Origin of the sequence: Streptomyces aureoversilis (genome assembly GCF_042657885.1) — a bacterium.
GTDB classification, from domain to species: Bacteria; Actinomycetota; Actinomycetes; order Streptomycetales; family Streptomycetaceae; genus Streptomyces; species Streptomyces aureoversilis.
Window position 1 is genome coordinate 164979 of record NZ_JBHSKJ010000003.1, and the last position, 13936, is coordinate 178914.

The 13936-nt window shown below is 70.3% G+C and carries 16 protein-coding genes; all 16 read left to right on the forward strand.

Going from position 1 to position 13936, the window contains the following annotated elements; translation table 11 throughout:
* Positions 1-21: 21 nt before the first annotated feature.
* The 16 genes from ACFPP6_RS06240 (at position 22) to ACFPP6_RS06315 (ending at position 13935) form a co-directional block, all read left to right on the forward strand.
* Positions 22-246, forward strand: coding sequence for a hypothetical protein (locus tag ACFPP6_RS06240; RefSeq protein ID WP_382038017.1), 225 nt, complete (start codon positions 22-24; stop codon positions 244-246).
* Positions 246-2177, forward strand: coding sequence for a phage portal protein (locus ACFPP6_RS06245; protein WP_382038019.1), 1932 nt, complete (start codon positions 246-248; stop codon positions 2175-2177). The genes ACFPP6_RS06240 and ACFPP6_RS06245 overlap by 1 nt, the downstream gene beginning before the upstream one ends.
* Before the next feature lies 1 nt (position 2178).
* Positions 2179-3045 (forward strand): HK97 family phage prohead protease, encoded by an 867-nt coding sequence (locus ACFPP6_RS06250; protein WP_382038021.1) that lies wholly within the window; start codon positions 2179-2181, stop codon positions 3043-3045.
* A 6-nt stretch (positions 3046-3051) separates the two neighbouring features.
* Positions 3052-4383, forward strand: a complete 1332-nt coding sequence (locus tag ACFPP6_RS06255; RefSeq protein WP_382038023.1) for a phage major capsid protein — start codon at positions 3052-3054, stop codon at positions 4381-4383.
* A gap of 12 nt (positions 4384-4395) precedes the next feature.
* Positions 4396-4608 carry a hypothetical protein gene (locus ACFPP6_RS06260; protein ID WP_382038025.1) on the forward strand — a complete coding sequence of 71 codons (213 nt, stop codon included), beginning with the start codon at positions 4396-4398 and terminating at the stop codon, positions 4606-4608.
* A gap of 83 nt (positions 4609-4691) precedes the next feature.
* Positions 4692-4949: a hypothetical protein gene (locus tag ACFPP6_RS06265; protein ID WP_382038027.1), complete on the forward strand. Its 258-nt coding sequence runs from the start codon at positions 4692-4694 to the stop codon at positions 4947-4949.
* Positions 4939-5490: a mobile element protein gene (locus ACFPP6_RS06270; RefSeq protein ID WP_382038029.1), complete on the forward strand. Its 552-nt coding sequence runs from the start codon at positions 4939-4941 to the stop codon at positions 5488-5490. Before ACFPP6_RS06265 ends, ACFPP6_RS06270 begins: the two co-directional genes overlap by 11 nt.
* A gap of 2 nt (positions 5491-5492) precedes the next feature.
* Positions 5493-5840, forward strand: a complete 348-nt coding sequence (locus ACFPP6_RS06275; protein ID WP_382038031.1) for a hypothetical protein — start codon at positions 5493-5495, stop codon at positions 5838-5840.
* A 14-nt stretch (positions 5841-5854) separates the two neighbouring features.
* Positions 5855-6139 (forward strand): hypothetical protein, encoded by a 285-nt coding sequence (locus ACFPP6_RS06280; RefSeq protein ID WP_382038033.1) that lies wholly within the window; start codon positions 5855-5857, stop codon positions 6137-6139.
* Entirely contained in the window at positions 6136-6555 is a 420-nt protein-coding gene (locus ACFPP6_RS06285; RefSeq protein WP_382038035.1) for a hypothetical protein, read from the forward strand. Before ACFPP6_RS06280 ends, ACFPP6_RS06285 begins: the two co-directional genes overlap by 4 nt.
* A gap of 55 nt (positions 6556-6610) precedes the next feature.
* Positions 6611-7132 (forward strand): hypothetical protein, encoded by a 522-nt coding sequence (locus tag ACFPP6_RS06290; RefSeq protein WP_382038037.1) that lies wholly within the window; start codon positions 6611-6613, stop codon positions 7130-7132.
* A gap of 64 nt (positions 7133-7196) precedes the next feature.
* Positions 7197-7529 (forward strand): hypothetical protein, encoded by a 333-nt coding sequence (locus ACFPP6_RS06295; RefSeq protein WP_382038039.1) that lies wholly within the window; start codon positions 7197-7199, stop codon positions 7527-7529.
* Between the two features lie 2 nt (positions 7530-7531).
* Entirely contained in the window at positions 7532-7870 is a 339-nt protein-coding gene (locus ACFPP6_RS06300; RefSeq protein WP_382038041.1) for a hypothetical protein, read from the forward strand.
* Positions 7871-7977: 107 nt separating this feature from the next.
* Positions 7978-8280 carry a hypothetical protein gene (locus ACFPP6_RS06305; protein WP_382038043.1) on the forward strand — a complete coding sequence of 101 codons (303 nt, stop codon included), beginning with the start codon at positions 7978-7980 and terminating at the stop codon, positions 8278-8280.
* 21 nt (positions 8281-8301) lie between these two features.
* Entirely contained in the window at positions 8302-11694 is a 3393-nt protein-coding gene (locus ACFPP6_RS06310; protein ID WP_382038045.1) for a phage tail tape measure protein, read from the forward strand.
* A 3-nt stretch (positions 11695-11697) separates the two neighbouring features.
* On the forward strand, positions 11698-13935 hold the full coding sequence (locus ACFPP6_RS06315; RefSeq protein ID WP_382038047.1) for a hypothetical protein: 2238 nt from the start codon (positions 11698-11700) through the stop codon (positions 13933-13935).
* Position 13936: the final 1 nt, after the last annotated feature.

Below are 13936 nucleotides of genomic sequence, written 5' to 3' on the forward strand. Positions count from 1 at the left end.
GGCCGGGAGCGGGAGGCCGTAATGTTCGCGTGGCGCCGTACAGCGGTCCGCCGCCGGGTGGTCGTCAACCTCGCCGACAAGGCGTTTTCGGGTGTGCTGTGGGCTCAGAGGGGTCCGCTGCTCGTGCTCCGGGATGTGGAGCTTCTGGAGGCCGGCCGGGAGCCGCAGCGGGTGGACGGTGAGGTCGTCGTAGAGCGGTCCCGGGTGGAGTTCACGCAGGTCCTCGCCCCTGGTGGGGGTGGCTGATGGCGTTCGTCGTCTCCTCCGGCCGTCTGGCGGTCACCGGTGCCGGGGTGCTGCCGTCTTTCGCGCCGATGCCGCTGCCGGCGGCGCCGTGGGAGTACGAGGCGATCTGGCGGACGCAGCCCCAGGTGCGCACGGTGATCGGCTTCATCGCCCGGAACGTTGCCCAGTTGGGCATTCACGTCTTTCGGCGGTTGTCGGACACCGACCGGGAGCGGCTGGTGGACCATCCGCTCGCTGTCCTGCTCGATGCGCCGCTGCCGGGGATGACGCAGTACCGGTTCGTGGAGCGCATGGTTTCCGACCTGGCCCTGTACGACAACGCCTATGCGATCAAGCTGAAGTTGGACGGCCGTGTGAGGCTTCTGCCGGTGCCGCCGACGCTGATCCGCCCGCACGGCGGGAACTGGGTGGCCCCGGATCACTACGAGACGCCCGGCGGGCGGGAGTTCGGTGTCGATCAGGTGGTGCACGTCCACGGCTATGCGCCGGAGACGCTCACCTACGGGTCGTCGCCGATCGAGGCACTGCGGGAGCTGCTGCTGGAGTCGACGGAGGCGGCCAAGCAGCGGGCGGCGATGTGGCGGGGCGGCGCGCGGCTGACGGGTGTGCTGACGCGGCCGTCGGAGGCCCCGGAGTGGGGGTTGAAGGAGAAGCAGCGCTTCAGGGAGATGTGGCGAACGTTCTCCGCGGGCGGTGGGGCGGAGGGCGGCACGCCGATCCTTGAGGACGGCATGACGTATGTGCCGGTGGGCTTCAACCCCGAGCAGGCGCAGTACATCGAGGCGCGGAAGCTGACGCGCGAGGAGGTGTCGGCGGCGTATTTCATTCCGCCGCCGCTGATCGGGATCCTCGACCACGCCACCTATTCCAACATCAAGGAGCAGCACACTCATCTGTACCAGGACACGCTGGGGCCGTGGCTGGTGATGTTGGAGCAGGAGATCGGTGCGCAGATCCTGCCCGACCTGCCCGACAGCAGTGGCGTCTACGCGGAGTTCAACATCGCCGCGAAGTTGCGCGGGTCTTTCGAGGAGCAGGCGGTGGCGGCATCGACGGCGACGGGCGGGCCGTGGATGACCCGCAACGAGATCCGTGCCCGGAACAACCTTCCGGCGGTGGAGGGCGGGGACGAGCTGATCGTCCCGATGAACGTCACGGCCGGCGGGCTGGCGTCGCCGCGGGATACGGCGCCGGAGCCGGATCCGTTCCCAAAAGCGCGCGGCCTGGCGCTGGCCAAGAGCGCCAGGCCCGCTGATCTCGGCACCGCGGCGACCGAACAGCAGGCGCTGGAGGCGGCGCTGGTGCGCTTGACCGAACGAGCCGGCCGGGCACTGCTGACCGCGGCCGGGGCCAAGGCCGACGGTATGCCGGATCTGCTGCAGCTGTGGGCGTCCGGGCACGAGGACCGGGTCGCGCAGATGACGGCTCTGTTGGCCGATCACGGGTTCCGGATGGCCCAGGTCGGGGCGTGGGAGGTGCTCTCGGTGTGGAATGAGCAGGCCGAGGGCTGGTCGGCGGAGGCGATGCTGGCGTGGGTGATGGCCGCGGCCGCCACCCACGCCGAGCAGCACGAGGAGGCCGGCCGTAAGGCGGTCGCGCAGGTCCAGGCCGAGGGTGGCGAGGACTGGCGCGAGGCGCTGAAGAGTGCGGCGAGCACGTGGGTGAGCACGGCTGGCATGCGGGCGGTGACCGCCGGGACTGGCCTGCGGGGCTTCGGCGGGTGTGACGCGGCCGGGGTGAGCGGGCTGAAGCAGAAGATCTGGCGCACGGGCGGGCCGAACCCCCGGCCGTCGCACAAGGCCCAGAACGGCGAGCGGGTCGCTCTCGACGATGTCTTCTCCAACGGGCTGCGCTGGCCCGGGGACGGGCGGGGCGAAGCGAAGGAGCTCGCGGGCTGCCATTGCACTCTCGACTACGCGAAGGAGGGCTGACGTGCTGACCAAGGATGCCCCCGCGCGGGTGAAGGCCGCAGGCGAAGGGGACGGTCTCGGCGCCGGCGAGTTCACGGCCATCGTCTCGGTGTTCGGCAACGAGGACTCGGTGGGGGACGTGGTCATGCCGGGCGCGTTCGCCGATGACCTGGCCCGCTGGAAGGCTTCCGGTGATCCGATCCCGGTGATCTGGTCCCACGACTGGTCTGACCCGTTCTCGCACATCGGGCACGTCACCGACGCCCGCGAGTCCGCCGGCGGTCTCCTGGTCACCGGGCAGCTCGACCTGGACAACCCCAAGGCCCAGCAGGTCTTCCGCTTGCTGAAGGGCCGCCGGGTCACGCAGTTCAGCTTCGCCTACGACATCGAGGACGGCGGCTGGGGCGAGCGGGACGGCCGCGAGGTCTACGAGCTGCGGAAGCTGAAGATTCACGAGGTCGGGCCCACACTCGTGGGCGCCAACCAGGAGACGGAGCTGATCAGCGCGAAGGCCCGCGGCCTGGTGGACGGTGTCAAGGCCGGCCGCGTGCTGTCGCAGAAGAACTTCGACGCCCTCACCGAGGCGTACAACGCCATCGGTGAGGTGCTCGCCGCGGCGGAGCCGGACAAGGCCGGCGCCCCGTCGAAGAACACCCCCGAGGAGTCCGGCCAGCCGGGCCCGGCGGCCGACGGCACCGTGCCGTCCGCCCAGCCGGAGGCCCCGCCCGCCCAGGGAGCCAAGGAGATACCCCCGAGCAGCACTGAGGACGAGACCACACCGGATCTCCGCGAAGCACCCGCCGAGGGTGTCGCCAAGGCCGGTGCCGCTTCTGCCCGTCTGCGCACCGAGCTGCAGCTCAAGGAGCTGGAGCTCTCGCTCACGGAATGAGGACACATGCCCAGCAAGATCGATGAGCTCAAGGAGCTCATGAAGCACCACCTCCTTGAGGCCCGCCAGATCACCAAGGCGGCAGAAGAGGACGGCGACCGTGACTTCACGCCCGACGAGGCGGCAACGCTGCGGGAGCACATGGCCAAGGCCACCGACGCCAAGAGCGAGATCGAGCGGCTCAAGGGCAACGACGAGCTGCGCCGCACGCTCGCCGACCTCGGCGACGACATCGCCCTGAACGCCAAGACCGACCAGGACGGGCGCCGCCGGACGGCCTCCGGGTTCGAACTGCCCGACCGGCGCAAGAGCACCGGCGAGCAGTTCATCGACTCCGCCGAGTACGCAGCCCTCATGGCCACCGCGCCCAGCGGCCAGTTCGGGCAGAAGCAGCGCGTGCAGTCCGGGATGGCAGGCTTCAAGTCCCTGGTCACCGGCGCCTCCGACACCTCCGCCGGCGCTTTCGTCGTCAACGACCAGCTCGGCCTGCAGGTCGGCCTGGACGCCTTCCAGCGCCCGCTGCGCCTGAGGGACGTGGTCACCAACGGCACCACCACCTCGGACACGGTCGAGTACGTGCGGGTCACCTCGACCACCAACAACGCCGCCCCCGTCGCGGAGGCCACGACCGCGGCCGCCCCGACGGCGCCGGCGTCCGTGCCGGGCGCGCTGGTCAACGCGGCCGGCGGCGGCTACAAGCCGGAGAGCGCGCTGGCCACGGCGAAGATCACCACGCCGGTGAAGACGATCGCGCACTGGATCCCGGTCACCAAGCGGGCCCTGTCGGACGCGGCACAGATCCGCACCCTGATCGACGCGTTCCTCCGCTACGGCCTGGAGGAGGAGCTGGAGGACCAGATCGTTCAGGGCGACGGCACCGGCGAGAACTTCGAGGGCGTCGGCACCGTCTCCGGCGTGCAGGCGCAGGCCTGGGATACCAACATCCTGGTCACCCTGCGCAAGGCGAAGACCAAGGTCCGCACCGTCGGCCGCTCGATCGCCAACGCTTTCGTCCTCAACCCCGCCGACGTCGAGACCATCGATCTGCTCCAGGACAACGAAGGCCGCTACTACTTCGGCGGCCCCTCGGGCGCCGGTACCGCCCAGACGCTGTGGGGCCTGCCGGTCATCGAGACCGAGGCCGTCCCCGCGGGTACCGGCTACGTCGGCGACTGGCGCAAGGCGATCCTGTGGGACCGCGAGCAGGCCACCATCCAGGTCACCGACTCCCACCTCGACTTCTTCATCCGCAACCTCGTCGCCATCCTCGCCGAGATGCGCGCGGCCTTCGGCGTGGTCCAGCCCAGCGCCTTCGTCGAGGTCGACCTCACCGCCTGATCGGAGACCGCCATGCCCTACCTGAACCCCGCGGCGGGCGCGGCCCGAGAGGGTAAGCAGACCGCCGCCGTCACCAACGCCGCCGCGGCCACCGCGGCGGCCGCGGCCGGCGCGACCCCGACCAAGGCCGAGTACGACGCGCTGCTCGCAGACGTCAACGCCCTGCGCACCAAGCTCAATGCGCTGCTGGCCGCGATGCGCACCTCTGGCCAGCTCGCGCCCTGATGCTGATCACCTCACGTCTGGCCAACGGGCGGTGCCCGTGCTGCGGCGCCGAGGGCGGCGCATGCGGCCCGCCCTCGGCCAACGTGCCTTTCGACCTGCCCGAGGAGGTGGCCGTCGTGGGCGGCCCGCTGAAGAAGTACCGCATCCGTACCCCCAGCGGGGCGGAGTCGGTCGTGAAGTACAACGAGACCGACGCGGCCCGCCTCGGTCTGACGGACGCCGACCTCGCCGACGTTCCCGCGCCCGGTACTGAGGCGGGTGAGCCGTCGGGCAAGGCGCGCCCCACCGCCCGGAACAAGGCCCGTACCACGGCGAACAAGGCCGGCGGCGGTGGCGACTGACCTGCTCGCCGACCCGGCCGAGCTGGCTGTGTGGCTGGGCAAGAGCCCCGACGACCCGAAGCTGCTGGCCGCCCTGCGTGCCGCAACCCGCCGCTTCCGCGGGGCAGTCGGACACCCGGTGACCCTCGTCGCCGGGGACATGATCCGCTTGGACGGCAACGGCCGCGAGACGGTGCTGCTGCCGGTGTGGCCGACCGTGGCTGTCTCCTCGGTCAAGCTCGACGGCACGCTGCTGACGGCTGGCACTGACTACGAGTGGTCGGAGTCCGGGATTCTGCGCCGGCTCGGCGGCCAGTGCTGGCCCAACCGGCTGGGATGCTTGGAGATCATCTACACCCACGGGTGGGCGGAGATCCCGGACGATGTGGCCGAGGCCGTCATCGACCAGGCCCGATCGCTGTACACGGTGGTACCGGGGGTGCAGTCCAAGGCCGTGGGCGGGCAGTCGGTCACCTTCGGCACACAAGCCTCCGTGGGCGTCACCGCGCAGTGGTCGGCGGCCGTCGCACGCCACCAGGTCCGCACCGGGAGCGACCTGTGAGCATGTTCTTCGATCAGGCGATCGTGCGCGTGCGCGCGGGCACCCGCGTGGACCGCTCCGGCAACACCGTCCTCGACTGGTCGCCCGACGCCGTCGACCGGCTGCAGGTCCAAGAGGTCAGCATTCAGCCGACCACCGCCACCGAGACCCACCTCCCCGAGCGCACAGCAGTGGTCACCGGCTGGCACGTGCAGTCCCCGCCCGGCGTCGACCTCGACATCCAGGCCGGCGACCGCATCGAGTGGGCCGGCCTGCTCCTGGAGGTCGACGGCGAAGTGGCCCGCTGGACCGATCCCCTGGACGGCACGGTCCACCACGTGGAGCTCGACATCCGCCGGGCGACCGGCTAAAGGAGGTGAGGCCGATGCTCGCCGACTTCCGCCTCGATACGGCTGGGGTACGCGAGGTGCTGCGCGGCCCGGAAGTACGCGCGCTGGTCGACCAGGTGGCCGCCGAGGTCGCCGCGCACGCCCGCGCCCAGGTCCCCGCTGGCATCCCGGTCGAGGTCCGCCCCTACACCACCGACCGCGGCGCGGCCTCCGTGGTCATCGCCCACCCCCGCGGCATGGCCCTGCAGGCCACCCACGGAGTGCTGACCCGGGCAGCCGGCGCGGCCCGCCTGGAAGTCAAGGAGTGGGGCGCCCGGTGAAACGCCTGGTGGTCTTCCCCGACGCCCAGTCCGCCGCCGCCGACATCCTGCGCCAGGCCCTGGCCGGGCGCTCGGAGGTGTTCGCGGCGGCCGTGACGGTCGGCACGCTGGTGCCGGGCGACCGCTCCCCTGAGACGCCCCGTACCCCGTATGTGCTGGTGCGTAAGGACAGTGACCTTCCGCACTCGTCCATGGCCAACGCCCGGGCGACGCTGCGGATCACCGTCTGGCACGCGGACGCCGACCAGGCGCATGATCTGGCGCAGTTGTGCCAGGGGCTGCTGATCGTCCACTCCGGCCCGGTGATCCGCGGCGTGCGCCCCGGCACTGGACCGCTCGCCGCCGTCGACGAGGCGAGCGGCTTCGACCTGAGCACGTTCACGGTGCTCGCCAATGTCCGGCCTGCCACGGCCTGACCCGTACTGCCTGAACCGCGACGTCCTGACCACCTGAACGCCTGAGGAGGCCGCCGTGGCCGGCGACCCGCTGAACGCAAGCCTGTGGACCGACGCGGACGTGTACGTCGGGCCGCTCAGCGCTGTGAACCCCGCGACCGTCGATGATCCTTTCCCCTCGGAGTGGGACCTGGTGGGTCTCCTCGACGGGGATGACGGTTTCACCGAGTCCCGTGACGAGGACGTCGACGACAAGTACGCATGGGGCGGCATCCTGGTGCGGACTTCCCGTGCGCACTTCAAGCTGACCAGATCTTTCACCGCGCTGGAGGACAACGCCACCACGCGCTCGCTGCTGTGGCCCGGGTCGACGGACACGCAGCTGATCGTGCCGCGGCCGGCGCAGGTGAAGCTGGCGTTCGAGGTGCGCGAGGACGACAAGATCAAGCGCGTGATCACCGCACAGTACGCCGAGGTCACCGTCGACGGCGACGTCACCGAGAACGAAACCGACTTGGCCACCGCGAAGTTCATCGCCACGATCTTCCCCACCAGCGGCAAGGTCATCTTCGTCCGTCAGTTCACTGCCGGATCCTGACCGCCGGGGCGCGGCCTTTCGTCGCGGTTCGGACGCGCCCCGGCCCTTCTCTCAAGGAACCGTGATGCCCCTTTCCTTCACCGAGGAGCAGATCGCCACGAAGGCGATCGAGCTCGGGCTCATCGGCGCCGGCGAGAGCCTGCCGCGTCAGCTGCGCAGCCGTGTCGTCGCTGCTCTCCATACCGAGCGGCCTCGCTCTTCCGCGCAGCCCTCGCCGGTGGCCGGGGAGATCGTCATCCAGCCCGGCGGCGCGGTCGAGGTCGACGGCCGCCCCTTCCCCTGGCTGGTGCAGGCCGACCTCATTGAGGTCACCCTCCAGCCCGACGGCGCCGGCATGGTCCGCCTGACCCTGCCCGCCCGCAGCATCCAGATCCTCAAGCCCGAGAGCGAGACCTGACTATGGCAACCCGAACCGCGGCCCCTGACGACCAGCCCTTCGACTTCAACCTCGACGCCGTCGAGTCCGAGGTCGAACTCCGCCCGTGGCGCGTCCACTGGCATGGCCGGCGTTGGGAGTTCGCCCACATGCAGGGCCTGGACGTCTGGCCCCTGATGGAGGCCGCCGAGGGCGGCGACATCCCCGCTATGACGGGTATCTTCCGCCAAGCCCTCGGCGACGAAGCCTGGGCCGAGTTCCGTAAGATCAAGCTCCCGCAGTACAAGCTCAAGGCGCTCTTCGACGGCTACCGCCGGCACTCCGGGCTGGAGCCGGGGGAATCCGCAGCCTCTGCGAGCTGATCCGTCACCACGGACGCGCCGTAGAGGCAGACCTCCGCCGCGAGTACGGGGTCCGGCTCCGGCACCTTTTCACCGGCGAGCTGACGTGGCGAGAGCTTGCCAGCCTGGTGCGGGGCCTGTCCCCGCAGTCGGCCACGCGCATCGCCCTCGCCCAGGGCCGGCCGGAGCCGACCGGCGAACAGGTACTTCTCGCCGACGTCTTCGACATGATCGCCCACCTGGACTGGCACGTGCAGGCCACCGCCGTGACCAAGAAGTCCGACCTGCCCAAGAAGCCGAAGCCCTACCCCCGCTGGTGGGACACCAAGCCGGCCCGGCGGCCCAGCCCTGCCCGCACGGCCCGCCTGGACGACGCACGCCGCCGCCGCGACGAGCGCCGCCGCGCCATCGCCGAGGGCCGCATCGCCTGACCAGACCCGAGGGGGTGGCCGGTGCCGAACGTCGGCTACGCATCCATCCAGATCATCCCCTCGGTACGGGGGATCGGTGCCGAGCTGCGCTCCCAGCTCGTGGGGCCCGCCGAGGACGCCGGCCAGCAGGCCGGGGACGCCGCAGGCGGTGGGCTGCGGGACAAGCTCAAGATCGGCGCTGCTGCAGCCGGCGCGGTCGCGGGTGCCCTACTGGTCAAGGGGATCACCGACGCGCTGGAGCAGGCCGGCATCCGGGCCAAGCTCCAGGCCCAGCTCGGCACGACCGGCAAGGTGGCCGCCGCCCAGGGCAAGGTCGCCGGACGGCTCTACAGCACAGGCGTTGTCGACTCCTTCCAGGACGCGGCGGACGCGATCAAAGCGGTCGTCAGTGCCGGCCTGGCGCCGCCCGGGGCGACGAATGCGCAACTGGAGCAGATCGCCACGAAGGCCTCCGACGTCGCGAAGACGTTCGATCAGGACCTGGGCGGGGTGACGAATGCCGTCAGCCAGCTCATGCGCACCGGGCTGGCGAAGAACTCGTCCGAGGCGTTCGACCTGATCACGAAGGGGTTCCAGTCCGGCGCCAACAAAGCCGACGATCTCCTCGACACGGTAAATGAATACAGCACGCAGTTCCGCAAGGCCGGTCTGACCGGCGCCGATGCCATCGGGCTGATCAACCAGGCCATCGCAGCCGGCGCCCGGGACGCCGACATCGCCGCCGACGCGATCAAGGAATTTTCCATCCGGGCGGTGGACGGGTCGAAGACCACCGTCGAGGGCTTCGAGGCCCTTGGCCTGTCCGCCGACGACATGGCCGCGAAGTTCGGGGCGGGCGGAGCCACCGCGAAGGCGGCGCTCGACCTCACCCTCGACCGGCTCCGTGCCATCAAGGACCCCGTCGCCCAATCTGCCGCCGCCGTCGGGCTCTTCGGCACCCAGGCCGAAGACCTCGGCAAGGCGCTCTTCGCGATGGACCCGTCCGCCGCTGCGGCTGGCCTCGGCGCCTTCGGCGGCACCGCGCAGAAGCTCGGCGAGACCATCCGGCACGGGCCCACCCACGAGCTGGAGGTCTTCAAGCGGCAGATCGAGCAGGCGTTCACCGACTTCATCGGCACCCGGGTGCTGCCGGTCCTGGTGCAGCTGGCCACGGCCACCATCTCCGTCTTGGTGCCGGCCCTGCGCGGCACGGTCGAGGCGGGGGCTGCGGTGGTGGGCTGGCTTCGGGACATGGGCACGTGGCTGATCCCGATCGGCATCGCCATCGGCGGCTTCACGCTCGCGCTCACCGCGCAGTCCGTGGCCACGGCCGCGGTGACGGCGGTCTTCTCGGTCTACCGTGCGGTGATCCTGGCCTGGACGCTCGTCCAGAACGGGGCGACGCTCGCCATGGCCGCCTTCAACCTGGTCATGAACGCCAACCCGATCATTCTGGTGATCACGGCGATCGTGGCCCTCGGCACCGCGGTCGTCGTGGCCTTCCAGCGCGTCGATTGGTTCCGGGCCGCGGTCATCGCGGCGTGGAACGGCATCCAGACGGCGGCCCTGTGGGCCTGGAACTCGGCGATCAAGCCCGCCCTGGCCGGCATCGTGACCGGAGCGCTGGCCGTGGGAGCTGCGGCGGTATGGCTGTGGTCGAGCGTCCTGAGCCCCGTCTTCTCGGCCATCGGGCTGGCCGCCCGCGTGCTGCTCGCCGTCGTCGTCACTGCCGTACTCACGCCGATCTACTTGGCGTTCAAGCTCGTCGCCGCGGTCGCGCTGTGGCTCTGGTCGGCGGCGATCCTACCCGCCTTCCAGGGCATCGCCGCGGTGGCCATGTGGCTGTGGACGAGCGCCATCCGGCCGTCGTTCCAGGGCATCGCCGCCGTGGCGATGTGGCTGTGGGCCAACGTCTTCCAGCCCGTCGCGGCTGGGATTATCGCACTGGCCCGAGCCATGGGTGCGGTCTACCGGTGGCTGTGGACCAACGTGGCCATCCCGGTCTTCCAGGGCATCGCCCTGGTAATCCGGGCCTGGTGGGACAGCGTCCTCGCCACGTTCATGGCGGTGCGCTCCTTCATCACCGGCCCCCTCGCCGCGGTCTTCCGCTGGATCTATGACAGCGTCATCCGGCCTGCCTGGTCGGCGGCGGGCAGCGTGATCTCCGCGACCTGGCGGAACGTGATCAGCCCAGCGTTCGACCTGCTGAAGCGCGGCGTCCGATCTGTCGCCGACTCCTTCGACAGCGGCGTCGGCTTCATCGGCCGCATCTGGTCCAAAATCAAGGATCTGACGCGCGCGCCCGTGCAGTTCGTGGTCGACGTCGTCTACAACAACGGCATTCGCAAGGTCTGGAACACCGTCGCCGGGCTCCTTGACCTGGGCAAACTCGACGCAGTCAAGTTCGCGCGGGGCGGGCGCACGCGGGGCGGCGTACCGGGCCGCGACTCCATCCCCGCCCTGATGATGGCCGACGAGTACGTCGTCCGCCGCGACTCCGCCCGCAAGGTCGGCTTTGGAACGCTCGACTACATCAACCGGTACGGGGCTCTCCCCGGCTTCGCGGCTGGCGGTCCGGTGCAGCGGTTCGCCGACGGCGGGATCGTCTCCGACATCTGGGGCGGGATCACCGGCGCGGCGAAGACCATCGGGGGCTGGGCGGGGAACGCGTGGGACATCCTGACCGACCCCGAGAAGATCTGGGACAAGATCATCAAGCCGACCCGGGACCGGATCGCCAGCATCGCCAAGAGCCCGTGGGCCCAGGGCATCGCAGGCCTCCCACTCAAGATGATCAAGGGGCTGAAGGACAAAGTCGTCAAGGGCGCCAAGGAATTGCTCGACTTCGGCGGCGGCCCTGTGGGCGGCTCCGGCGTCGAACGCTGGTCCGGCGTCGTCCTCCAGGCCCTCAAGCTCGTCGGACAGCCCGCGAGCCTGTTGCCGATCGTGCTGCGCCGCATGAACCAGGAGTCCGGCGGCAACCCGATGGCGATCAACAACTGGGACATCAACGCTCAGGCCGGCGACCCCTCCCGCGGGCTCATGCAGACCATCGGCAGCACCTTCGCCGCCTACGCCGGGCCCCTGCGCAGCCGCGGCATCTACGACCCGCTCGCCAACATCTACGCCTCCATGCGGTACGCGCTCGCGCGCTACGGCAGTCTCGCCGCCGCGTACAACCGCCCCGGAGGCTACGACAGCGGCGGCTGGCTCATGCCCGGTCACAGCACCGTCTACAACGGCACGGGCCGCCCCGAAGCCGTCCTGACCGGCCCGCAGTGGGACGTGATGATGGCCGCCGCATCCAACCGCGGGCTCGGCGACCTGCACGTCCAGGTGTACGTCGGCGACCGCGAGATCACCGACATCGCGCGGGCTGAGGTCCGCCGCTCCAACGGCGAGCTCGTCCAGACACTGCGCGCGGGACGGAGGTGAGCCATGGCGATCCCCGGTAACTTCCTCAGCGCGACGACAGAGTCCGTCGACCCGAACATGTCGGGCTGGGTCGCCAAGCTCAACTGCGTGATCAGTCTTGGCTCCGGCGGCCGGAACGGTGACGGTGTCCTGGCCGTCAAGTCGTCTGCGTCGGGGGAGATGCAGGCCCGGACGGTCTCCTCCTACGTGGTCACCCCGTTCACCGAGTACGAAGCTTTCTGCGATGCCTCCGGGGCCACGGTCCCGGAGCGCATCGGGATCCGATGGCTCGACGCGTCGAACGCGGAGATCAGCATCACGTGGTCGATGACGACCTCGTCGGCGAGCGCGTCGTGGCACCGGATCGCGGTGGGCGGGGAGGCGCCCGGCACCGCGGCCCGCGCGCAGGTCGTGGTGTCCTCCACACCCGCCGCAGCGAACGTCTTCTCCTACTACGAGAACTTCTACTTCGGCTACCCCATCGTCACGACCGGCAACAAGCTGGGCTTCAACGCGGAGCACGGCGAGATCGACGCCACGGCCTGGTTCAACGAGGTCAACTGCACCATCGCCCGGTCGGTGCCGCCCGTCGTCTGGCCGGTCGACTGGTACCTGGCCGGCGGCCACACGATCGCCATGACGGCGACCGCCAACGGCAACGCCTCGATGCGGAGCAACGACCGGCCGGACGCGACGCCGGGCGTCGAGTACGTGGCCTACTGCTACCTCAACCCGCCAACCTCCGGGTCCACGACCTGGGTAGAACTGCGCTTCTACGACTCTGGCGGCTCTCAGATCCAGGCCACCCGCTCCACCCTCGCCGCCCCCGGAACGGGCTGGTACCGCGAGTACGCATCCGCCGTTGCCCCCGCGGCGACGGTGTCCTGCTCCATCGCAGCCGGCATCGACTCCGCCACCGCCGGGCAGATCCTGCGCATCGACGGGGCCGTGGTTGCCACGGCCCCCGTGCTGCGAGCGGGATCCGTCCTGCCCTACGCCGACGCGAGCTTCGAGCAGGGCGTGGCCGGCTGGACGGTTGTCTCGGGCGTCGCCACGATCACGCGGTCGACGCCGTGGGGAGCCTACGCGTGGGACGGTGCCTACGCCGGGACCGTGACGTCATCCACCGCGACGACGAGCGTCATCCGGTCCGCGAAATTCGCCCTGCCGTCCGGTGCCGCTGGACTGTCCTTCCGCACCGAGGTCTACAGCAACGTGAGCGCCGGGGGTTTCAACCTCACCCGGGGGATCCGCTGGTACGACGACTCCAACGCTGATCTGGGCCTGACGAGCGGGTCCTCCGCGGCGATCCCCACGCCGGACTGGTGGCTGATCGGCAATACTTTCACCGCCCCGGCTGGCGCCACGCAGGCGGCGATCGAGTACACGGTCACCGCGACGACGACGTCCTCGGTGTGGCGGATCGACCGGGCGGCCCTTTGGCAGTCCCTGCCGCTCACCGCCGTCGAGGGCCACGACGACACGGCGTCGATCACGCTGACGCTGCGGGAGCTCACGCCGGGCCAGTACGTCACCATCTACCGGGTTGCCGAGGACGGCTCTCGCACCCTCGTCCGCGGCACCAGTGGGCTGATCAATCTGCAGCCGATCACCTCGGACCTCATGGTCGTCGAGGACTACGAGGCTCCGCTCGGGGTGGAGGCCTCGTACTACATCGAGCTGCGGGCCACCCTCAGCGCCATCCCCGGCTTCCGGGCCAGCGACGGCGTCACGCTCACCGCAGGCGACGAGAACATCTGCTGGATCAAGGACCCGGGACAGCCGCAGAGAAACGCACAGTTCATAGTCGTCACTCCGCCTGCCTGGAAGAGGGCGATCAGCCAGGCCGCATACCGGGTCCGCGGGCGGCGGAACCCTGTCGTGCTCTCGGACGTGCGCGGTGGCCTGGAAGGCGACCTCGTCGTCTTGACGCGAAGCGACACCGAAGCGGCTGCCCTGCATTGGCTCCTCGATTCCGGGGACGTCCTCCTCTGGCAGGTCGCCCCCGGGGTCCACGAGACGGACCTCTACGTGACCGTCGGCGAGATCGGCCTGCCGCGCCTCATCGACCAGATCGACGAGGACTGGCGCCAATGGACCCTGCCCCTCACCCAGGTCGACATGCCCACCACGATCGGCGTGGCGGGAACGGCCGGCCGCACCTGGCAGGACGTGTTGTCCCAGTTCGGCACCTGGCAGGACGTCCTCGACGCCTACGCCACGTGGGAAGACGTCCTCTTCGACCGGCGGATCGGAGGCTGAC

What these genes read in the sequence shown, in the direction of transcription:
- ACFPP6_RS06260 (WP_382038025.1), top strand. Translation starts at nt 4,396, where the DNA reads ATGCCCTACCTGAACCCCGCGGCGGGCGCGGCCCGAGAGGGTAAGCAG.
- ACFPP6_RS06245 (WP_382038019.1), top strand. Translation starts at nt 246, where the DNA reads ATGGCGTTCGTCGTCTCCTCCGGCCGTCTGGCGGTCACCGGTGCCGGG.
- ACFPP6_RS06240 (WP_382038017.1), top strand. Translation starts at nt 22, where the DNA reads ATGTTCGCGTGGCGCCGTACAGCGGTCCGCCGCCGGGTGGTCGTCAAC.
- ACFPP6_RS06315 (WP_382038047.1), top strand. Translation starts at nt 11,698, where the DNA reads ATGGCGATCCCCGGTAACTTCCTCAGCGCGACGACAGAGTCCGTCGAC.
- ACFPP6_RS06300 (WP_382038041.1), top strand. Translation starts at nt 7,532, where the DNA reads ATGGCAACCCGAACCGCGGCCCCTGACGACCAGCCCTTCGACTTCAAC.
- ACFPP6_RS06295 (WP_382038039.1), top strand. Translation starts at nt 7,197, where the DNA reads ATGCCCCTTTCCTTCACCGAGGAGCAGATCGCCACGAAGGCGATCGAG.
- ACFPP6_RS06255 (WP_382038023.1), top strand. Translation starts at nt 3,052, where the DNA reads ATGCCCAGCAAGATCGATGAGCTCAAGGAGCTCATGAAGCACCACCTC.
- ACFPP6_RS06275 (WP_382038031.1), top strand. Translation starts at nt 5,493, where the DNA reads ATGTTCTTCGATCAGGCGATCGTGCGCGTGCGCGCGGGCACCCGCGTG.
- ACFPP6_RS06280 (WP_382038033.1), top strand. Translation starts at nt 5,855, where the DNA reads ATGCTCGCCGACTTCCGCCTCGATACGGCTGGGGTACGCGAGGTGCTG.